This is a genomic window from Rhizobium zaerense (genome assembly GCF_051810725.1).
Classification (GTDB): Bacteria; Pseudomonadota; Alphaproteobacteria; order Rhizobiales; family Rhizobiaceae; genus Rhizobium; species Rhizobium leguminosarum_I.
This window is the reverse complement of the sequence record NZ_JBPWQY020000004.1, coordinates 314,390-331,375: the sequence shown is the minus strand read 5'-3', so window position 1 is coordinate 331,375 and position 16,986 is coordinate 314,390. Positions and strand designations below refer to the sequence as shown.

At 59.4% G+C, this 16,986-nt stretch carries 14 protein-coding genes; 7 read left to right on the top strand and 7 right to left on the bottom strand.

All coding sequences use genetic code 11. From position 1 onward, the window contains the following. Positions 1–4: 4 nt before the first annotated feature. From ACS4RR_RS29495 to ACS4RR_RS29485, 3 genes are all read right to left on the bottom strand, one after another. On the bottom strand, positions 5–841 hold the full coding sequence (locus tag ACS4RR_RS29495) for a carbohydrate ABC transporter permease (protein ID WP_456190517.1): 837 nt from the start codon (positions 839–841) through the stop codon (positions 5–7). Further along, positions 834–1,715: a carbohydrate ABC transporter permease gene (locus ACS4RR_RS29490; protein WP_162115867.1), complete on the bottom strand. Its 882-nt coding sequence runs from the start codon at positions 1,713–1,715 to the stop codon at positions 834–836. The genes ACS4RR_RS29495 and ACS4RR_RS29490 overlap by 8 nt, the downstream gene beginning before the upstream one ends. Before the next feature lie 63 nt (positions 1,716–1,778). Continuing rightward, complete coding sequence (locus ACS4RR_RS29485) at positions 1,779–3,038, bottom strand: ABC transporter substrate-binding protein (protein ID WP_170255540.1); 1,260 nt, start codon at positions 3,036–3,038, stop codon at positions 1,779–1,781. Positions 3,039–3,208: 170 nt separating this feature from the next. Here ACS4RR_RS29485 and ACS4RR_RS29480 point away from each other — a divergent pair, with 170 nt between their 5' ends. Together ACS4RR_RS29480 and ACS4RR_RS29475 are read left to right on the top strand one after the other, a co-directional pair. Then, positions 3,209–4,228 (top strand): LacI family DNA-binding transcriptional regulator, encoded by a 1,020-nt coding sequence (locus ACS4RR_RS29480; RefSeq protein WP_162115865.1) that lies wholly within the window; start codon positions 3,209–3,211, stop codon positions 4,226–4,228. 275 nt (positions 4,229–4,503) lie between these two features. After that, complete coding sequence (locus ACS4RR_RS29475) at positions 4,504–7,530, top strand: alpha-mannosidase (protein WP_456190516.1); 3,027 nt, start codon at positions 4,504–4,506, stop codon at positions 7,528–7,530. Positions 7,531–7,597: 67 nt separating this feature from the next. On the opposite strand, the gene ACS4RR_RS29470 is transcribed toward ACS4RR_RS29475, so the two are convergent. Beyond that, positions 7,598–8,236: a TetR/AcrR family transcriptional regulator gene (locus ACS4RR_RS29470; RefSeq protein WP_456190515.1), complete on the bottom strand. Its 639-nt coding sequence runs from the start codon at positions 8,234–8,236 to the stop codon at positions 7,598–7,600. Between the two features lie 196 nt (positions 8,237–8,432). Here ACS4RR_RS29470 and ACS4RR_RS29465 point away from each other — a divergent pair, with 196 nt between their 5' ends. After that, positions 8,433–10,895 carry a glycoside hydrolase family 3 C-terminal domain-containing protein gene (locus ACS4RR_RS29465; protein ID WP_456190514.1) on the top strand — a complete coding sequence of 821 codons (2,463 nt, stop codon included), beginning with the start codon at positions 8,433–8,435 and terminating at the stop codon, positions 10,893–10,895. Between the two features lie 696 nt (positions 10,896–11,591). Beyond that, entirely contained in the window at positions 11,592–12,062 is a 471-nt protein-coding gene (locus tag ACS4RR_RS29460) for an Hsp20 family protein (protein ID WP_162115860.1), read from the top strand. A 316-nt stretch (positions 12,063–12,378) separates the two neighbouring features. Here the strand turns inward: ACS4RR_RS29460 and ACS4RR_RS29455 are convergent, their stop codons facing one another. The 3 genes from ACS4RR_RS29455 to ACS4RR_RS29445 form a co-directional block, all read right to left on the bottom strand. Then, on the bottom strand, positions 12,379–12,915 hold the full coding sequence (locus ACS4RR_RS29455) for an OmpA family protein (protein ID WP_260111434.1): 537 nt from the start codon (positions 12,913–12,915) through the stop codon (positions 12,379–12,381). A 14-nt stretch (positions 12,916–12,929) separates the two neighbouring features. Beyond that, positions 12,930–13,604, bottom strand: coding sequence for a L,D-transpeptidase (locus ACS4RR_RS29450; protein ID WP_260111435.1), 675 nt, complete (start codon positions 13,602–13,604; stop codon positions 12,930–12,932). A gap of 179 nt (positions 13,605–13,783) precedes the next feature. After that, entirely contained in the window at positions 13,784–14,710 is a 927-nt protein-coding gene (locus ACS4RR_RS29445) for an alpha/beta fold hydrolase (protein WP_456190513.1), read from the bottom strand. A gap of 159 nt (positions 14,711–14,869) precedes the next feature. Between ACS4RR_RS29445 and ACS4RR_RS29440 the strand changes: the two genes are divergently transcribed. The 3 genes from ACS4RR_RS29440 to ACS4RR_RS29430 all read left to right on the top strand — a co-directional run bounded on the left by ACS4RR_RS29440 (position 14,870) and on the right by ACS4RR_RS29430 (position 16,979). Then, the gene (locus tag ACS4RR_RS29440; RefSeq protein ID WP_260111365.1) at positions 14,870–15,919 is read left to right on the top strand and encodes an AI-2E family transporter; all 1,050 of its coding nucleotides are present in this window, start codon (positions 14,870–14,872) and stop codon (positions 15,917–15,919) included. A 92-nt stretch (positions 15,920–16,011) separates the two neighbouring features. Next, a complete protein-coding gene (locus tag ACS4RR_RS29435; protein ID WP_064250491.1) occupies positions 16,012–16,452 on the top strand; it encodes a DUF2267 domain-containing protein in 441 nt (146 codons plus the stop codon). 101 nt (positions 16,453–16,553) lie between these two features. Further along, complete coding sequence (locus ACS4RR_RS29430; RefSeq protein WP_162115857.1) at positions 16,554–16,979, top strand: CBS domain-containing protein; 426 nt, start codon at positions 16,554–16,556, stop codon at positions 16,977–16,979. The last annotated feature ends 7 nt before the right edge of the window (positions 16,980–16,986 follow it).

Below are 16,986 nucleotides of genomic sequence, written 5' to 3'. Positions count from 1 at the left end.
TCCCTCATCCCTTTACAGCGCCGAAAGTCAGGCCGCCGACGATCTGTTTTTGCAGTGCGAGCGTTACGATGATGACCGGCAGCGAGTAGAGGACAGCCGCGGCGGTCATCGCCCCCCAGGCGAGCCCATAGACCGAATTGTATTCGGCGATGACGATCGGCGCCGTTTTGGTCGCCTCCGACGTCAGCAGCAGCGCGTAGAGGAACTCGTTCCAGCTTGTGATGAAGGTAAAGAGCGCGGTGACCGCTATCCCGCCTGTCATGACCGGAAGCACGATCTTTCGAAACGCCTGGAATCGTGTGCAGCCATCCATGCGCGCCGCTTCTTCCAGCTCCTTCGGTATGCCCTCGAAGAACGCGGACATGAGCAACAGTGCCAGTGGTACCGCGGCCGACGTGTGAGCGAGCACCAGGCCTGGAATGGAATCGAGCAGACCCAGCGACTTCAAAAGCTGGAACAGCGGCACTCCGAGCGCCACCGACGGCACCATGCGCGTCACCAAGGCGAAGAGCAGAAAAATGGTGGTGATCCGGCGCCGGTACTGCGTGGCAACGTAAGCGGCAGGCACGGCCACCGAAAGCGAGAGAGCCGTCGTCAGCACCGCGACGGTGAGGGAATTGACGAAGGCTCTCGGCAAGGTGGAGGATCGCAGCACTTCGCGGAAATTCTCGAACGAGACAACGGCGGGAAAGAAGCTTGGCGGGATCTGCTGGACATCAGCCGCCGGCTTGATCGAGGTCATGAGGAGATAGATGTAAGGCAGCGCATAGGATAGCACCAACACGAGGGCCGCCGCGTTGATCAGGATTCCGCTGAGATTGAGGCGGGGAGCTCTACGCATGCACCGGCCTCCATATTTTCCAATAGGCGACTGCCGCTAAGAGCATCATGACGATGAGAAACAATGTTCCGGACGCGGAAGCCTCGCCAAGATCGCCGAACCGAACCATGCGCTGGTAGATGTTCATCGAGAACACTTCAGAAGCATGACTGGGACCACCCTGCGTCTGTATCCAGATCAGGTCGAATGTCTTTGCGGCATCCACGCCCCGCACGATCACCACGACGGCGATCACCGGCCGCATAAGGGGAAGGGTGACATGCCAAAAGCGCTTGAGCGCATTCGCCCCGTCGATCCGCGCTGCCTCCAGCAGGTCTTTCGGGATGTTGGTCAGCCCGGCATAGGACACAAGGGCGACAAAGGAAGTCGTCAGCCAGATGTCGGCAAAGGAAACAGAATAGATGACGATATCTTCGCTGGACAGCCATGCGATCGCTTCCGGATCGCTTATCAGACCCAAACGAACGAGCCCATAGTTCAGAATGCCGATATTGCCGACGAGCAGAAAGCGCCAGAGTAGACCCGCGACGATGGGTGGAACCATCAACGGCAGAGCGAAAATCGTGCGATGCCACCGCGATTGACCGGCAAGCGCCGAAAAAAGCAGCGCCGCACAGAAGCCGAACGTGAACTCGAAAAACAGAGCGAAGAGCGAATACTGAACGGTCCGCAGAGCGCTTTCGATGACACGTTTCGACGTCAAGGCATCGACGTAGTTCTGCAGCCCGACCCATTCGCGAATATGGGGCGTGATCGTATCGACCTTGAAAAAGGAATCGAAGACCAGGAGCCCCACCGGGTAAGCGACCAGCACGCCGAGGATGGCGACAGCAGGCGCGAGCATGCAAAGTACAAATCGGTCTTCACCCGACATGTCCGTCTCCGAAAGCTAAGGGTGGGGCATATTCTGCCCCACGACGTGGAGGAATGTACGAGGCTAGTTGAGAATGTCCTCGATCGTTTCCTTGGCTTCCGTCAGAACCTCCCCGGTATCCGCCTTGCAGGTGAGTGCCTTCTGGATAGCGGGCAGCACGGCTTCGTCGACGATTTCCTGATATTTTTCATTGATCGGCCGGCCCTGTGTGGCAGGCGCGCTCAGCGTCTCAAGAAGTGGGGGGAAGTGCTCATAGCCGGCCTTGCCTGAATAGCTGCGATAGGCGGAATTCGTCGCGGCAAGGCCGAGCGGAGCTTCGATGCCCAATGCATTATTGGCAATGGCAAACGAGATGAATTTTTTCGCAGCGTCCTTGTGCTCGGATGTCGAGGGAACGACGTTGTACCAAGGGCCGGGAACAGCTGCGATCCCGGCGTCGCCGGCCAGCATCGGCACCACACCGACCTTGCCGCTGACTTTTGAATCCGGAGGCGTCATCTTGTAGGCGTGCGCCCAGAACTTCATCATGGCTGTTTTGCCCTGGTAGAACAGGTTCTGCGCCTCGCCCCAGCCGATTTCGTTCACGTTTTCAGGAACGGAATGATCAATGCAGTGCGGCGCGATATAGAATTCAAGTGCCTTCTTGTGCGCCTCATTGTCGATAATGACCTGCCCGTCCTTATCGAGGATCACCCCTGGCGAACCAGCCTGCAGCACATGCGCCATCCATTCCTCTGAAAACGTGCCGATGGTGTCGGTGCCCCAGAAGTCGGTCTTTCCATCGCCGTCAGTGTCACGCGTGAAGAATTTCGCGATGTCGCGCCACTGCTGCCAGGTTTTGGGCGGCGCGAGAGGATAGCCATACTTCGCCTGAAAAGCCTCCTTTTCCTCCGCCTTATCAAACAGGTCCTTGCGATAGAACACGATCTCGGCATTGGCCCAGGCAGGCATGCCGATCAGTTTGTCACCGACCTTCGCATCGGCAAGCAAGGAAGGCGGCAGATCCGCACGAACCGCATCGGTGAAAAGAGCCGAAAGATCCTCGACGTGGCTCGCGAATTTCGCATTCCACACGACGTCGATCGTCACGACATCGAACGCGGAAGAACCTGAGGCGATTTCGGCTGAGAACTTGTCGAATACACCCTGATAGGGAACGGTCGTGAAGTTCACCTTGATGCCTGTTTCGGCAGTAAACTTCTCGGCGACCGCCTTCTGCAACATTTCGCCACCACCTTCGACCAAGATATTGATGGTTTCGGCATTGGCAGTGGCGGCCATGAAAACAAGCGCGAGTGCGCTGGCACCAAGCAATTTCTTCATTGATTCCTCCCATTTGGCTCGCTGCACTTGCACTGAGCCCTCCTTCTTGATGCGAAGGTAGTCCTCGTATGACGACGTTGTCAATATGAAATGACGACGTTGTCATAAAAATATGTCGACGTTGTCATTTGTCTGGATTAAAACGAATCCCGACAAGGAGATTGGCGTCCATGGTGAGCATAGTCAGCGTCGCGAAAGTGGCGGGGGTTTCCAACAAAACTGTGTCTCGCGTCATTAACGGCGAACCCTATGTGACCGAGGAAACAAGGGAGAGGGTCGAAAGGGCAATTCGAGACCTCGGATATGTGCCGAATATGGCGGCGCGCCAGATACGCTCAAGTCGCTCCAACACATTTGGTATCATCGCTGACTACGTGTCGACGACGCCTTATTCAGTGGATATCGTTCGCGGGATCCAGGATTGGGCTAATGCTAACGGCAAGACCATTCTGATGGCAAATACCGGCGGCGCGTCCGAACAGGAAATTAAAATTTGGAAAATGTTCCAATCGCACCGCATTGACGGTGTTCTCTATGTAACGATGTACCATCGCATCGTTGACCCCGAAGTCGGCGACGTCGCTATCCCCACAGTCATGATCAACTGCCGACCAAAAACGAGCGAATTGTTGCCGTCGATCGAACCCGATGACTATCAGGGTGCGCGAGATCTGACCCGCTATCTGCTTGAGCGGGGTCATCGAAAGATCGGCTACATCCGGCTCAATCCGATTTTGCTTGGTGCGGAACTGCGCCTCGATGCTTTCCGCAAGACCGCTGGAGACTTTGGCCTTGCGGACAGTGACCTCACGATCCGCCTTGGAATGGAAGGACCCGTCGGAGCAGAGAAGAACTACGTTTTTGCTGCCGCCACCGAGATGCTTCAACAAAAGGATCGACCGACCGCAATCATGAGCGGCAACGACGAAATGGCGATCCAAATCTATATCGCGGCGATGGCCTTGGGTCTTCGGATTCCCGAGGATGTCAGTATTGTCGGTTTTGACGATTTCCGGACAGTTTCCCTGGCGCTGAGGCCGGAGCTGACCACTGCCGCCTTGCCATATTACGGTCTTGGTCTGCAAGGGGCTGAATTGTTGAATAGCGTGGTGGCGGGAAGCGAAGTTTGCCCGAGCAGTCGAGTTATGTCCTGCAATTTGGTGGAGCGACTTTCGGCGTCCTCCTTGTAATCTGACCTCATGCGCGAGAGTGTCTGGTCGAGCAAGCAAGCTTTCGTAAGAACATGGCGTGACGGTGACATCCGGTAAACCCGGAGCGGTTCACTTCTTCTGGGCTTGACGCCAAATCAAAGTTACTTAATCTGAGACTCTGCAAGCCCGCTTGGAGGAGGGGCCGGGCAATCGCGATGTCGGTCGCGCCATCTTCATCTCCCCCAAAACCATGACCACGACCTCAAAAGCATGACGACAAGATTGTCAGCCGTCGATTTTCAACAGGATAAGCCATGCCTCTGACCATTGCCCAGCGCCTCGATCGTCTGAAAGTTCGCATTGCCGAGTTGGCGCATTGGCGGGATCGACAAAGTGCTGCGATCGACGGCTGGACTTTCGAGGGCGAGCCGATCGGCCATCACCAGGATTGGCCGCACCGCCAGGCAGTGGTGCATTTTGCCGCGACCGCTGAAGCGCCGGAGGCGTGGCCTCTGGCAGATATTCGCCTGCAGCTCGATCTCGGCGGCGAGAGCCTGATTACGCTGAGCTATCCCGACGGCGAGACGGAAACATTCGGTCTTGATCCCTATCACCAGGAATTCCCGGTAAAGGGCCGGCGCTTCTCCATCGCAACGGAAACCGTCGCCCGCTTTCCGTTCGGCGAGCCCAATCGAGCGCCCAAACTCAACAAGGCCCGGTTTATCTGGCTCGATGGTCCCGCTCACCGCCTGCATCTTCTGTTGAAGCAGGTTGCCGAGGCAATCGATGCGCTCGGCGAGCATGAAGTTGTGCCGCACCTGATGGATGCCGCCGAGCATGCGTTGCGCAGCCTCGACTGGCCGTCGGATACGGCGGCTTATATCTCCCGCACGTCAGGCGCCGTCATGCAGCAGAAGATCTGGGAACTGCCGGAGCTTGAGGTTAATCCGGCAGGCCTCACGGATGAGCAGAGCGCTTCGGCAACCACGGCCTTCGAGGCTCTGACGGCGCGGTTGAAGGAGCTGCAGAAACCCTTCCCGCCGAATGGAGAACTGCTGCTGACGGGCCATGCGCATATCGATCTCGCCTGGCTTTGGCCTTATCGCGAGACGCGCCGGAAAATGCGGCGCACCTTCAACACGGCTCTGTCGCTGATGGAGCGCTCCGACGATTTTCGTTTCAATCAATCGACCGCTCATTATTACGCGCAGATGGAAGAGGAAGACCCGGAACTTCTCGAGCGCATCAAGCAGAAGGTCGCGGAAGGAAAGTGGGAAACCGTCGGCGGCATGTGGGTGGAGCCCGACACCAACATGCCGACCGGCGAAAGCCTCGCCCGTCAGGTCCTCTATGGCCAGCGTTATTTTGAAAAGACCTTCGGCACCCGCCACACGGTCTGCTGGCTGCCCGATTGCTTCGGCTTTTCAGGTGCGCTGCCGCAAATCCTGAGACAGGGCGGCATCGACAGCTTCTTCACGATCAAGGTCAACTGGAGCGAGACCAACCATATTCCCTCCGATCTCTTCTGGTGGAAGGGTCTCGACGGCAGCCGGGTGCTGACCCACACGTTCGACAATCCGATGCAGGGTTATAACGGCTTCGTGCAACCCGATTGCTACGTGCCGACATGGAAGAATTTCCGCGGCAAGACGCAGCACCATACTTCGCTGCTGGCCGTGGGCTATGGCGACGGCGGCGGCGGCGTCACGCCGGAGATGGTCGAGCGCGAAGTGCAGCTGCGCGATTTCCCGGCAATTCCGCAGGCGCGCTGGGGCACCGTCAAAAGCTTTTACGAGCAGGCGCACCGCACCGCAGGCGAAAAGAACCTTCCCGTGTGGGACGGTGAAATCTATCTCGAACTGCACCGCGCCACACTGACGTCGCAAAGCGGCGTCAAGCGCAAGCATCGCCAGGCAGAACGTGCGCTGATCACCGCTGAAACCATTGCTTCGCTGGCGCATATGCTCGGAGCAGACAGGCCCCGAAGCCTGGAGGCGGATTGGCGCGTGGTTCTGAAAAACGAGTTCCACGACATTCTGCCGGGCTCGAGCATCCGTGAAGTCTATCAGGATGCAGAGCAGGAACTGGGCGGCGTCATCGAACATGCCAAGGCCGAACAGGCGATGGCATTGCAAGCGCTGTCGGCCAAGCTGCCGAAGGGCGGGGTTGGCGATGCCCTCATCGTCGTCAATCCGTCTCTGGCTCCAAGGCCGCTCAGCGCAACGCTTTCTGACGGTACGGTCGTCTCGGCAGCCGATCTCATCGCGCCCTTATCCGTCGCGGTCTTCGACAAGGGCTCGCTCAAGCCGGCGGGCGGGCTGAAGGCTAGCCCCGACCGTCTCGAAAACGACCACCTCGCGGTCGTCATTGGCAAGGATGGAGCGGTTGCGAGCCTTATCCACAAGGCGACCGGCCGCGAAGCCGTCGATGGTTCCGCAAACCAGCTCTGGGTCTACCCGGCCGACAAGCCGCGCAACTGGGACGCTTGGGATATCGACGCGGATTATGCCGAAAAGGCCGTCCGCCTCGATGCGCCTGATGGTATCACCCTCGTGGAAGACGGCCCGCACCGCGCGGCGATCCGCGTCGTTTACCGCTACCGGAATTCGAGCGTCACGCAGACCTATATGCTGACGGCCAACGCCAGGCGGCTTGACATCGAAACGACGATCGACTGGCATGATCGCCGCACGCTGCTGCGCACCCTGAACCCTGTCGCCGCTCAGGCCCGCAAGGCGACCTTCGAATGTGCCTTCGGCATCGTCGAGCGGGCAACGCACACGAATACGTCCTGGGAGCAGGCGATGTTTGAGGCCGTGGCGCACCGCTTCGTGGATATCAGCGAGCCGGATTTCGGGGTGGCGCTGCTCAACAATGCCAAATACGGCCATAGCGCCCGCGGCAACGTGATCGGCATGAGCCTCGTGCGCGGGCCGATCTATCCGGATCCGCTGGCCGACGAAGGCGAGCAGAGCTTCACCTATGCGCTGATGCCGCATGAAGGCGCCTGGCATGAAGGCGGCGTTCTCGACGAGGCGATCGATCTCAACCAACCGCTCGTCTCGGCTGAATCCAGCGGCCTCTCCGCCGGCAGTTTTGCGCCGCTTGCGGTCACCGGCATCCCCGTCGCATTCTCAGGCCTGAAGCCGGCGGAGGACGGCGAGGGGCTTATCCTGCGCCTCTACGAACCGGCCGGCCGGCGCGGCAGCCTCGCCCTCGAGCTGCCTTCCGGATGGGCAGCATCGCAGCCGCTGAACATTCTCGAGGAGCCGATGGAGCGAAAGGGACCCGCCGACATCATGCCGTTCGAAATCCGGACCTGGAAGCTGCAGAATGGCTGACGCCTTGTCTTGGCAGATGGCTCCTTCGTTTCCGTGCCGCGGAATGATCCGCGGCGCTCAACCAAGCTCAGCCCTCTAAACCAAGGCTCGCCAGCAGGCGGCCGACATAAGCTTCCAAGCCGCCGACCATATCGAATCGGGTCGGATCGCGCAGCCAGAGCATCTGAAGGCCATCCATCACGGCGATCAGTTCAGCCGCCATCGCCTTGCCATTAATCTTGCGGTCGATCGAGCCATCGCTGACGGCCTGTTCGAAAGTGGCGGCGATGTCGTTCTGCAGCTGGGTGGCACGATCGAGAAACCATGCCTTGGCCGGGTGATCCTTCATAAGGCTCTCGGCGTTCAGGATGGCGAAGGCCCTGACGACCTCGATCATTTCGGCGTTGCGGCGGAAGACCTCGACCATGCCCTTGAGCAGGCCGCGGAGATCGGAACGGTGGGGCCCGATGTAGCTTTCACATTCGAGATCGCGCCTGTCCAGAATGGCTAGCAGGAGATCAACCTTGGTCGGGAAATGGTGCAGCAGGCCCGGCAGCGACAGGCCGACGTCGCGAGCCACATCGCCGATGGCGGCATTCTGGTAGCCGTCTTCGGCAAAACGTCGCATCGCAGCCGACAGGATCTCCGCGCGGCGCGCTTCGCCCTTGCGAGATCGGCGCCATCGTTTTTCGTCCTGTCCGGTATTCGATTCGGTAACTTCTGCCATCGTCTCTTCCGTCCACCTCTTTCTGAACCCTTTATTTATACATCACCGCTCAGCAGTTGACATCTTAAAAATACAGAGTAATCGGTAGGTTTAACAGTTGGCGCGCTGTGAAGTTAATGACGCCGGATGAATTGGCAACGGGGCATGCTCGGCCAGCATTTCGCAATGCCCGAATTCCATCGAAGGGGAGGTTTGCATGATCGATTCCATTCTCGACAAGATGACGCTCGAAGAGCAGGTCTCGCTGCTGTCAGGCGCTGATTTCTGGACGACTGTTCCCGTCGAACGTCTTGATGTGCCGAAGATCAAGGTGACGGACGGGCCGAATGGGGCTCGCGGCGCGGGTTCGCTGGTTGGCGGCGTCAAGGCGACCTGCTTTCCTGTTGCCATCGCGCTCGGCGCCACCTGGAATCCCGATCTCGTCGAGCGCATGGGCGTGGCGCTTGCCCACCAGGCGAAGAGCAAGGGTGCCGCCGTGCTCCTCGCTCCCACGGTGAATATCCATCGTTCCGGTCTCAACGGGCGAAATTTCGAATGTTATTCCGAGGATCCGATGCTGACCGCGGAACTGGCCGTTGCCTATATCAAGGGCGTGCAGAGCCAGGGGATCGCCGCAACCATCAAACACTTCGCCGGCAACGAATCCGAGATCGAGCGGCAGACCATGTCTTCCGATATCGACGAACGGACGCTGCGTGAAATCTATTTTCCACCCTTCGAACAGGCGGTTCGCCGCGCCGGCGTTATGGCCGTCATGTCTTCCTATAACCGCCTCAACGGCACCTACACCAGCGAGCATCAGTGGCTGCTGACCAAGGTGCTGCGCAAGGAATGGGGATTCGACGGGATCGTCATGTCCGACTGGTTCGGTTCGCATTCGACCGCCGAGACGATCAATGCTGGTCTCGATCTTGAAATGCCCGGCCCGGCGCGCGATCGCGGCGAGAAGCTGGTTGCGGCAGTGCGCGAAGGCAGGGTCGAGGCGGCGACCGTCCGGGCGGCGGCGCGGCGGATCCTGCTGCTGCTCGAGCGGGTCGGCGCGTTCGAGAAGAGGCCCGACCTCACGGAGCAGGCAGTCGACCTGCCGGAAGACCGGGCGCTGATCCGGCGCCTCGGCGCGGAAGGCGCGGTCCTTTTGAAGAACGAGGGCATCCTGCCGCTTGCAAAGACATCGCTCGACCGGATCGCCGTCATTGGACCCAATGCCGCGAGCGCGCGCGTCATGGGCGGCGGCAGCGCGCAGATCGCGGCGCATTATACAATCAGCCCGCTCGAAGGGATTCGAGCCGCCCTTTCCAATGCCAACAGCGTCAGCCACGCGGTCGGCTGCCGCCACAACCGTCTGATCGAGGTGGCCAAGGGAAAGATCATCGTCGAATATTTCAAGGGGCGTGGCTGTCGGGGCAATCCGCTTCATGTCGAGACCGTCGACAAGGGCGAGTTCTTCTGGTTCGAGCTGCCATCAGGCGAACTCGACCCCACCGATTTCTCGGCGCGGATGACGATGCAATTCGTGCCGGAGGAGAGCGGCGATCATGTCTTCGGCATGACCAATGCCGGGCTGGCGCGGCTCTTCGTCGATGGCAGGCTCACGGTCGACGGCCATGGTGGCTGGACACGTGGCGAAAACTATTTCGGCACCGCCAATGACGAACAGCGCGGCACGGTGGCGCTCGATGCGGGCAGGGGCCATACCATCACCGTAGAGTACGACACGCCCGTGGCGACCGAGGAGGGGATCAACCTCACGGCCATTCGCTTCGGCGTCGAAAAGCCCTTGGGCGAGGCCGATATGCAGGAAGCCGTCGAGACGGCGCTGAATGCCGAAGTGGCGCTTCTCTTCGTCGGCCGCGACGGCGAATGGGATACTGAGGGCTTGGACCTGCCCGACATGCGGCTTCCCGGCCGGCAGGAGGAACTGATCGAGCGTGTTGCGGCCGTCAACGTCAACACCGTGGTCGTGCTGCAGACCGGCGGTCCGGTGGAAATGCCCTGGCTCGGCAAGGTTCGCGCCGTGCTGCAGATCTGGTATCCCGGACAGGAGCTGGGCAATGCCGTCGCTGATGTCCTCTTCGGCGACGTCGAGCCCGGCGGACGCTTGCCGCAGACATTCCCGAAGGCGCTTGCCGACAATTCCGCAATAACAGGCGATCCAGCCGTCTATCCGGGTGAGGATGGGCACGTGCGTTACGCCGAAGGCGTGTTTGTTGGCTACCGTCACCACGATACACGCGCTGTCGAGCCCCTCTTCCCCTTCGGTTTCGGCCTTGGCTATACGCGCTTCAGCTGGGGAGAGCCGCGGCTCTCAGCCAGCGAAATGGGTGGGGACGGCGTGACTGTCAGCGTCGATCTGACCAATATCGGCGACCGGGCCGGTTCGGAACTGGTCCAACTCTATGTGCGCCCGCCAAAATCCAAGGTGGAGCGGCCGGACAAGGAACTGCGCGCCTTCGCAAAGCTTTCGCTGCTACCCGGTGAAACAGGGACAGCCGTGATGAACATCCTGCCGCGTGATCTCGCTTATTTCGACGTCGAGGCCGGTGCCTTCCACGCTGAGCCCGGCGACTACCAACTGGTCGTGGCGGCCAATGCCGCGGATATCAGGTTCGTCATCGATCTGCCGTCACCACGCGCATATTTGCTGCCGCCTTCGCAGTAGGCCGTGGTCGCATACCGGATCGGCGGTCATGTCATCGTCGCGGGCGTCTTCGATCGACAAGGCGCGCGTTCGATAAGGCGATAGAGCGGGGCTATCGCTTCACCAGAGTTCAGCGAGCTCGGATATGGTTCGTCATTCAAGGACGACAGCGTCGGAACCCTTTTCCGACATGGCCTGCCGTACCACCTCCGCTATCCGGAGCTTTGAGCGATGATGATATCGGCATAACGCACCCGGGATGGCACGCCAGGCGCCGCGGCAGAGCCGGAACGGCCTCTACCGCATAGAGTTCCGAATCCCACGACGGCAGGATCGCTCTCTTCTCCTGCGCAGCGATCTCGGCGGCGAGAACTTCGTTCGGAGAGGTGAAATGGAAATGGAGACGCAATGAAGAATGTCCGAGGCGGAGAACGCCTCGATAACACCATCCGGAGGTGTCGTGCTGATGCTTTTGCCGGTCATGAACTTCTCCACACAAGCGAAGAACATCTTCAGGCACCCTTGGATTTGCGCGAAGGAAAACAGAGGCTTACAGTCCGCCTCAAGCCTCGACCAAAATTTTTTTGGATATCCTCTTGAATCGAAAAACGCTCGAAACCAGATCATTTTCGTCGACAGCGCAAACGCGGGCCGACCAGACAGGGGACGCGTTTTCGACGCGTCTCCATTCCATGTTGCTTTACGGAGGATATGGCTATGAGAAACGAACTTGACTTCGCACCCCTTTATCGGTCCAGCATCGGCTTCGACCGGGTCTTCAACCTCTTGAACAATGCGCAGCGGCTGCAGGCGATCGAGACCTGGCCGCCCTATGATATCGTCAAGACGAGCGAAGACGACTATCGTATCCAGATGGCAGTGGCCGGTTTCGCCGAGGCCGATCTCGAGATCACCCAGGAGCGGAACGTGCTCGTGGTGAAAGGCCAGAAGGGCGAAGGGAAGGATGGCGAATATCTGCATCGCGGCATTGCCGGGCGCGCGTTTGAACGTCGCTTCGAACTCGCGGACCACGTCAGGGTCGAGAATGCGTCCTTGACGAACGGTATTCTCGCGATCGCGCTGAAGCGTGAGGTGCCGGAAGCCATGAAGCCGCGCAAAATCGCGATTGGAGACGGCTCCTTTCAGCAGGCGCCTCTCCAGATCGAAGCCGAGCGCGAAGTGGCTTAAGGAGGGCCTCTCGATGAAGTCCCGGAAAAAGCCGTTCACGGTCGAAATCAGGAAACGCCGCGGAGCAAGCGCAAAAGACGCCGGAAGGCGTGTGCTCTCGAAGCTTCTTGACAGGCTCCGCTCCGGAGCCTCGGTTCCGGTAGCGCGATCCTGAATTGAGTTGGATCCAAGGAGGGCCGGCTTGGTGGCCGGCCCTTTGCCGACGGACCACCATACTGGCTTCGCCGCATCCCCCGCAAATGCACCTACGCGACGTCGTCTTGTCGCGAAGTACGTGGCTTCATTCCCTTTTGCACGATGGGCATTCGCGAAGAGTTCAGACGGCGTCGGGCTGCTTGCGGAGATTGGAGACGACGCGCCGGTTCTGCACTTTGCAGGAGCGCTCCGTGCAGTCGCGGACTTCGCGTTCGTTCCCGTAACCCTTGGCCCACATGCGCTTTGCGTCAACGCCCTTCGAGACAAGATAAGCCATCGCGGCATCGGCGCGCTTCTGCGACAGCGTCTCCATTTTGGACGCGGACCCTGAATCGTCGGAGAATCCCTGTAGCTTGAGCATCCAGGTCGGGTTGTTGTTGAGCCAGTTGGCTTGGTTGTCCAGGGTCGCCATGGCGACGGAATCGAGCTTGGCAGAGTCCTGGGTAAAATAAATCCGTCGGCCGACATTGAGGATAAAATCCTCCTCGCTTCCAGCCGCCACGTTTTCGAAACCAGGCGCCGGATCGTTCGTCTGGCCGGTCATAGGGGCGGCCGCAGGTTCTTCCAGCGAGGCGAGTTCGGTGGTGGAGCAGGCGGCAAGCGCCAAGAACATTGTCGCGGCAACAAGGCGCCTGGTAAATCCGGTCGCAATTGAGATCAAGGTGATATTCCTTATTCGGCCGGGGTTGTCTGGCTGACCTGGGTGGCGCTTTCAGCCTGGTCTGCAATATGCGGCAGAACCTGCACCGCAGTGCCGATGGGGCAACGCTGGTAAAGATCGATGGCGTCTTCGTTGAACATGCGGATACAGCCGCTGGAGGCATCTTTGCCGATGCTCCACGGCTCCAGCGTGCCGTGGAAGCGATAGCCGGTATCGACGCCGTCGCGATGCAGGTACATGGCGCGGGGACCGAGTGGATTTTTCGGTGAGCCTCCCGCCACGAATTCGGGCAGTTCCGGATGGCGCTTGCGCATCTCCGGCGGCGGCGTCCAGCGCGGCCACAGCGATTTATCGTCGATCGTCGCGCGGCCAAACCATTTGAAGCCCTCGCGACCGACGCCGACGCCATAGCGGATGGCTGTCTTGTTCTCCATGATCACGTAGAGAAAATGGTGCCTCGTGTCGACGACGACGGTGCCGATTGGCTCGCTGCTAAAATATTTGACAACCTGGCGGTGCCACTGTCTGTCGATCTTGGCAAAGTTGGTGCTTCGGAACGTCACGCCATTGTCGACGGTAGTGCCGTCGAAATAGGATGATGCCGCGGCAAATGCCGGTTTCCGGACTGCACCGACGCCAAGTAACGCCAAACCACCCAGCACAATATTTCTGCGAGTCCACGGCATCGGCAATATCCCCCCTTAAAGCCAAGCAGCGAAGCGTCAGTAAATCAGATTTTTCATTTGCGACAACAGAAAAATAATCTCCACTCTAAAGGCAGAGATCGGCTTGCGGCCTTCTGGTGTGGTATTGCCCCATCGTTACTCTGGAATACCGCGGCGCCTCGAATTGGAGGGCCGGGGATTCATCTACTCTTGAGACCGGCACTCGCTTCTGCAACCGCCTGCGAGCCGATGCTCCTCACGCGCGGGAGTTTCGTATCTTGTGCCGATGCCTCCACAACATCACAAAGCATCTCTCGCGCCACGCCAGGGACCACATGATGGGGTAAATGCCCGACACCTTCCAGCAATCTGACGACCGGCCCTGGATGCTTCCTGCAAAGCCAATCAATATGCCAGTTCGGTGAAATCAATCGGTCCGCCATCCCGAAGAGAACGTGCAGGGGAAGATCGCCAGGCAGATCCGGAAGGCGTTCCATGTCTCGGTTGAAGGCGCGCAACTCGTCGGCCATCGTGCGGATGCTAATCGGATTGACCACGTGAGAGGCCGGCAGGTCCGCGAGATGAGAAGGCAGGGGATTGGGAAAGGAGGACGACCTCAGACCTCGATCGAGAAAGAATGCGGGCCACCGGCCGATGACGTGCTGGCGGATCAACGGCCCGACCACCGGAGCGACCGCCGATCTAAGCACAATCAACGGCTTCGATGGCACAGGCGCGCAACATGGGGAAATGAGAAAAAGTCCCCTGACGAGGTCTGGTCTTCTTGCAGCAAGGTGTAAGGCCGCTGCGCTGCCGATCGAGTGCGCGACGATCCTCACCTCCGGCAGCTCGAGAGACGCGAGAAGGCGCTCAAGCCAGAAGGACTGTCCCTCAGGTCCACGCTCAGCCGGTGCAGGCGGCGTGCTCAGTCCATAGCCAGGCCGGTCGGGTGCAATGATCCGGAAATCGCTGTTGTCGAAGGCGAGCAAAATTTCCTGCGCAAGACTGCCGCAGCCATGCAGGAGGACGACTGGAAGGCCATGTGGGTTGCCTCCGTCAAGGATGTGAACATCCTGATCTTCGATATGAATTGTTGTTCCGAGCCTCGGCTGGACTGATTGGTTCATTAACATGAGCCGAATAACAAAAATCGGAAGAAGAAGTTCCTGTCGGTTGCGAGACGGCGCGTGCGGATCGAGCCATCAAGACAGGATGGAAGGGAGGTCCAGCACTGCTGCCGCATCTGTGCTATCATCATCATCGCGGTCTCGAAGCGGAAAGATCGAATGCTCCTTCAGCGTGTCAGTTTCTATGTGCTTCTGGTCCTCGTGACCATTGCCTTCGTCGCCATCGTGCTACCGTTCTATTCGGCGATATTCTGGGCAGTCGTCCTCGCCATCATCTTCTTCCCGCTTCACGCCCGTATGGAGGCGCAGCTGGGTGGGCGCGGAAACCTTGCTGCAGCGCTGTCCGTGCTGGTCTGCCTTTGCGTCGTGATCATTCCGGGGTTGATCGTTCTCAGTTCACTCGTCCAGCAGGGCAACCTTCTCTACCAACGCATGGACAGCGGCGAGATCGATGTCCGAAGCTTTGTCCAGAAACTGCAAGAAGCGTTGCCCCTTTTCCTCCGCGACTGGCTCCGGAGGATCGAGCTGAATGGCGTCGATACGTTTCAGGAACGCGTTTCCTCGGCATTGATGCAGGGCGGCGGCTTCTTTGCCGGGCGTGCCTTGAGCCTCGGCCAGAACACCCTGCGGTTCTTCGTCACCTTCGGCGTCATGCTCTATCTCCTGTTCTTCATGTTCCGGGACGGGCGCGCCGTTGCCCGCGCCATCAGAAGAGCGCTGCCTCTCAGCGATGCTCATACACTTCGCTTCACCTCCAAATTCACTTCGGTCATTCACGCGACCGTGCGAGGAAATATTATCATCGCTATCATCCAAGGTTCGATCGGCGGGATCGCCTTCTGGGCCCTCGGCGTCGAGCCAGCCCTGCTGTGGGGCGTGCTGATGAGCTTCCTGTCGCTGCTGCCTGCGGTCGGCGCCGCATTGATCTGGGTGCCCACGGCCGTTTACCTGGCCCTGGCCGGTTTTTGGGTGAAGGCGCTTGTGCTGGTTGCGGTCGGCGCCCTCGTCATAGGTCTTGTCGATAATCTTCTGAGGCCGTCCTTGGTCGGCAGGGAGACCAAGCTTCCGGACTATGTTGTCCTCATTTCCACCATTGGCGGCATTTCTCTCGTAGGCATCAATGGTTTCGTGATCGGGCCGTTGATAGCCGCTCTCTTCATCGCCGCTTGGGGAATTTTCGTGGAGGAGGAGGGCACGTCGGATTCTTGACGAAGCGGCCGGTGCATTTAACGATGCCTTCCGGAACTTTCATCTCCCTGAGTGGTTCAACAGATTCGAACCATCATCATGGAGGTGAAGCCATGAGCGCTTCGGGTGTCGCCGTCTTCGATAAGACGCTGCAAACCACAAATATATGGCTCGACGATCTGATGGCCGACCAGGGACCTGATCGGCAGCTTGCTTGGCATGTGCTTGGCGCGGTTCTTCATACGTTGAGAGATCGTCTGCCGATCGATCTGGCTGCGCATCTGTCGGCACAGCTGCCGCTCCTCGTGCGCGGCGCCTATTACGACCGCTACGATCCTTCCAAACAACCCGTCCGTTCACGTTCCCTGGATGAGTTCCTGGAGCAGGTGAACGACGAGCTTTCATCGACGCGTCCGGTAGACGCGAAGGAGGCCGTGCGGTCGGTTTTCCGGGTGCTTTCCCACTATATCGATCCGGGCGAGGTGCGGAAAGTGCGCCACGGGCTGCCGGCAGAAGTCCAGGCGCTCTGGCCGGATCCGGATATGCGCCATTAGGGCCTCGAGAGACTGGCAGGAGCCGCAACCACATCGTTTCGGAAACGACTCTCACCGGAACATTCGACGTCCATTAACCGCAAAAGGCAGGAGGAAAGACCATGAAAGTGTCAGAGATCATGTCGCGCGATGTAGAAATCGCCAACCCTAACCAGACGATAGCCGAAATCGCGAGATGCATGGCCGACAGGCAGATCGGCTTCCTGCCGGTCGGCGACAATGACCGGCTCGTCGGAACCATCACCGACCGCGATCTCGTCGTGCGCGGGCTTGCCGACGGATTAGGGGGCGATGCAAAGGTGCGCGAAGTCATGACCCGCGATGTCAAATATTGCTTCGAAGACGATGATGTCGACGACGTGACGCGCAACATGGGGCAGGTCCAGGTTCGCCGCCTTCCCGTCGTCAATCGTGACAAGCGCCTAACCGGCGTCATTTCGCTCGGCGACGCCTCCCTGGCGAACACCGCCGCCGCGGGAGCCGGGTTGAAAAAAGTCTCCCGTCCGGGCGGGGCTCATGCACATTAGCAGGATG

Bases quoted from the DNA above. Each gene is read 5' to 3' on its own strand.
- ACS4RR_RS29480 (WP_162115865.1), top strand. From the start codon at position 3,209: ATGGTGAGCATAGTCAGCGTCGCGAAAGTGGCGGGGGTTTCCAACAAA.
- ACS4RR_RS29475 (WP_456190516.1), top strand. From the start codon at position 4,504: ATGCCTCTGACCATTGCCCAGCGCCTCGATCGTCTGAAAGTTCGCATT.
- ACS4RR_RS29445 (WP_456190513.1), bottom strand. From the start codon at position 14,710: ATGAACCAATCAGTCCAGCCGAGGCTCGGAACAACAATTCATATCGAA.
- ACS4RR_RS29470 (WP_456190515.1), bottom strand. From the start codon at position 8,236: ATGGCAGAAGTTACCGAATCGAATACCGGACAGGACGAAAAACGATGG.
- ACS4RR_RS29450 (WP_260111435.1), bottom strand. From the start codon at position 13,604: ATGCCGTGGACTCGCAGAAATATTGTGCTGGGTGGTTTGGCGTTACTT.
- ACS4RR_RS29495 (WP_456190517.1), bottom strand. From the start codon at position 841: ATGCGTAGAGCTCCCCGCCTCAATCTCAGCGGAATCCTGATCAACGCG.
- ACS4RR_RS29490 (WP_162115867.1), bottom strand. From the start codon at position 1,715: ATGTCGGGTGAAGACCGATTTGTACTTTGCATGCTCGCGCCTGCTGTC.
- ACS4RR_RS29485 (WP_170255540.1), bottom strand. From the start codon at position 3,038: ATGAAGAAATTGCTTGGTGCCAGCGCACTCGCGCTTGTTTTCATGGCC.
- ACS4RR_RS29435 (WP_064250491.1), top strand. From the start codon at position 16,012: ATGAGCGCTTCGGGTGTCGCCGTCTTCGATAAGACGCTGCAAACCACA.
- ACS4RR_RS29465 (WP_456190514.1), top strand. From the start codon at position 8,433: ATGATCGATTCCATTCTCGACAAGATGACGCTCGAAGAGCAGGTCTCG.
- ACS4RR_RS29430 (WP_162115857.1), top strand. From the start codon at position 16,554: ATGAAAGTGTCAGAGATCATGTCGCGCGATGTAGAAATCGCCAACCCT.
- ACS4RR_RS29440 (WP_260111365.1), top strand. From the start codon at position 14,870: ATGCTCCTTCAGCGTGTCAGTTTCTATGTGCTTCTGGTCCTCGTGACC.
- ACS4RR_RS29460 (WP_162115860.1), top strand. From the start codon at position 11,592: ATGAGAAACGAACTTGACTTCGCACCCCTTTATCGGTCCAGCATCGGC.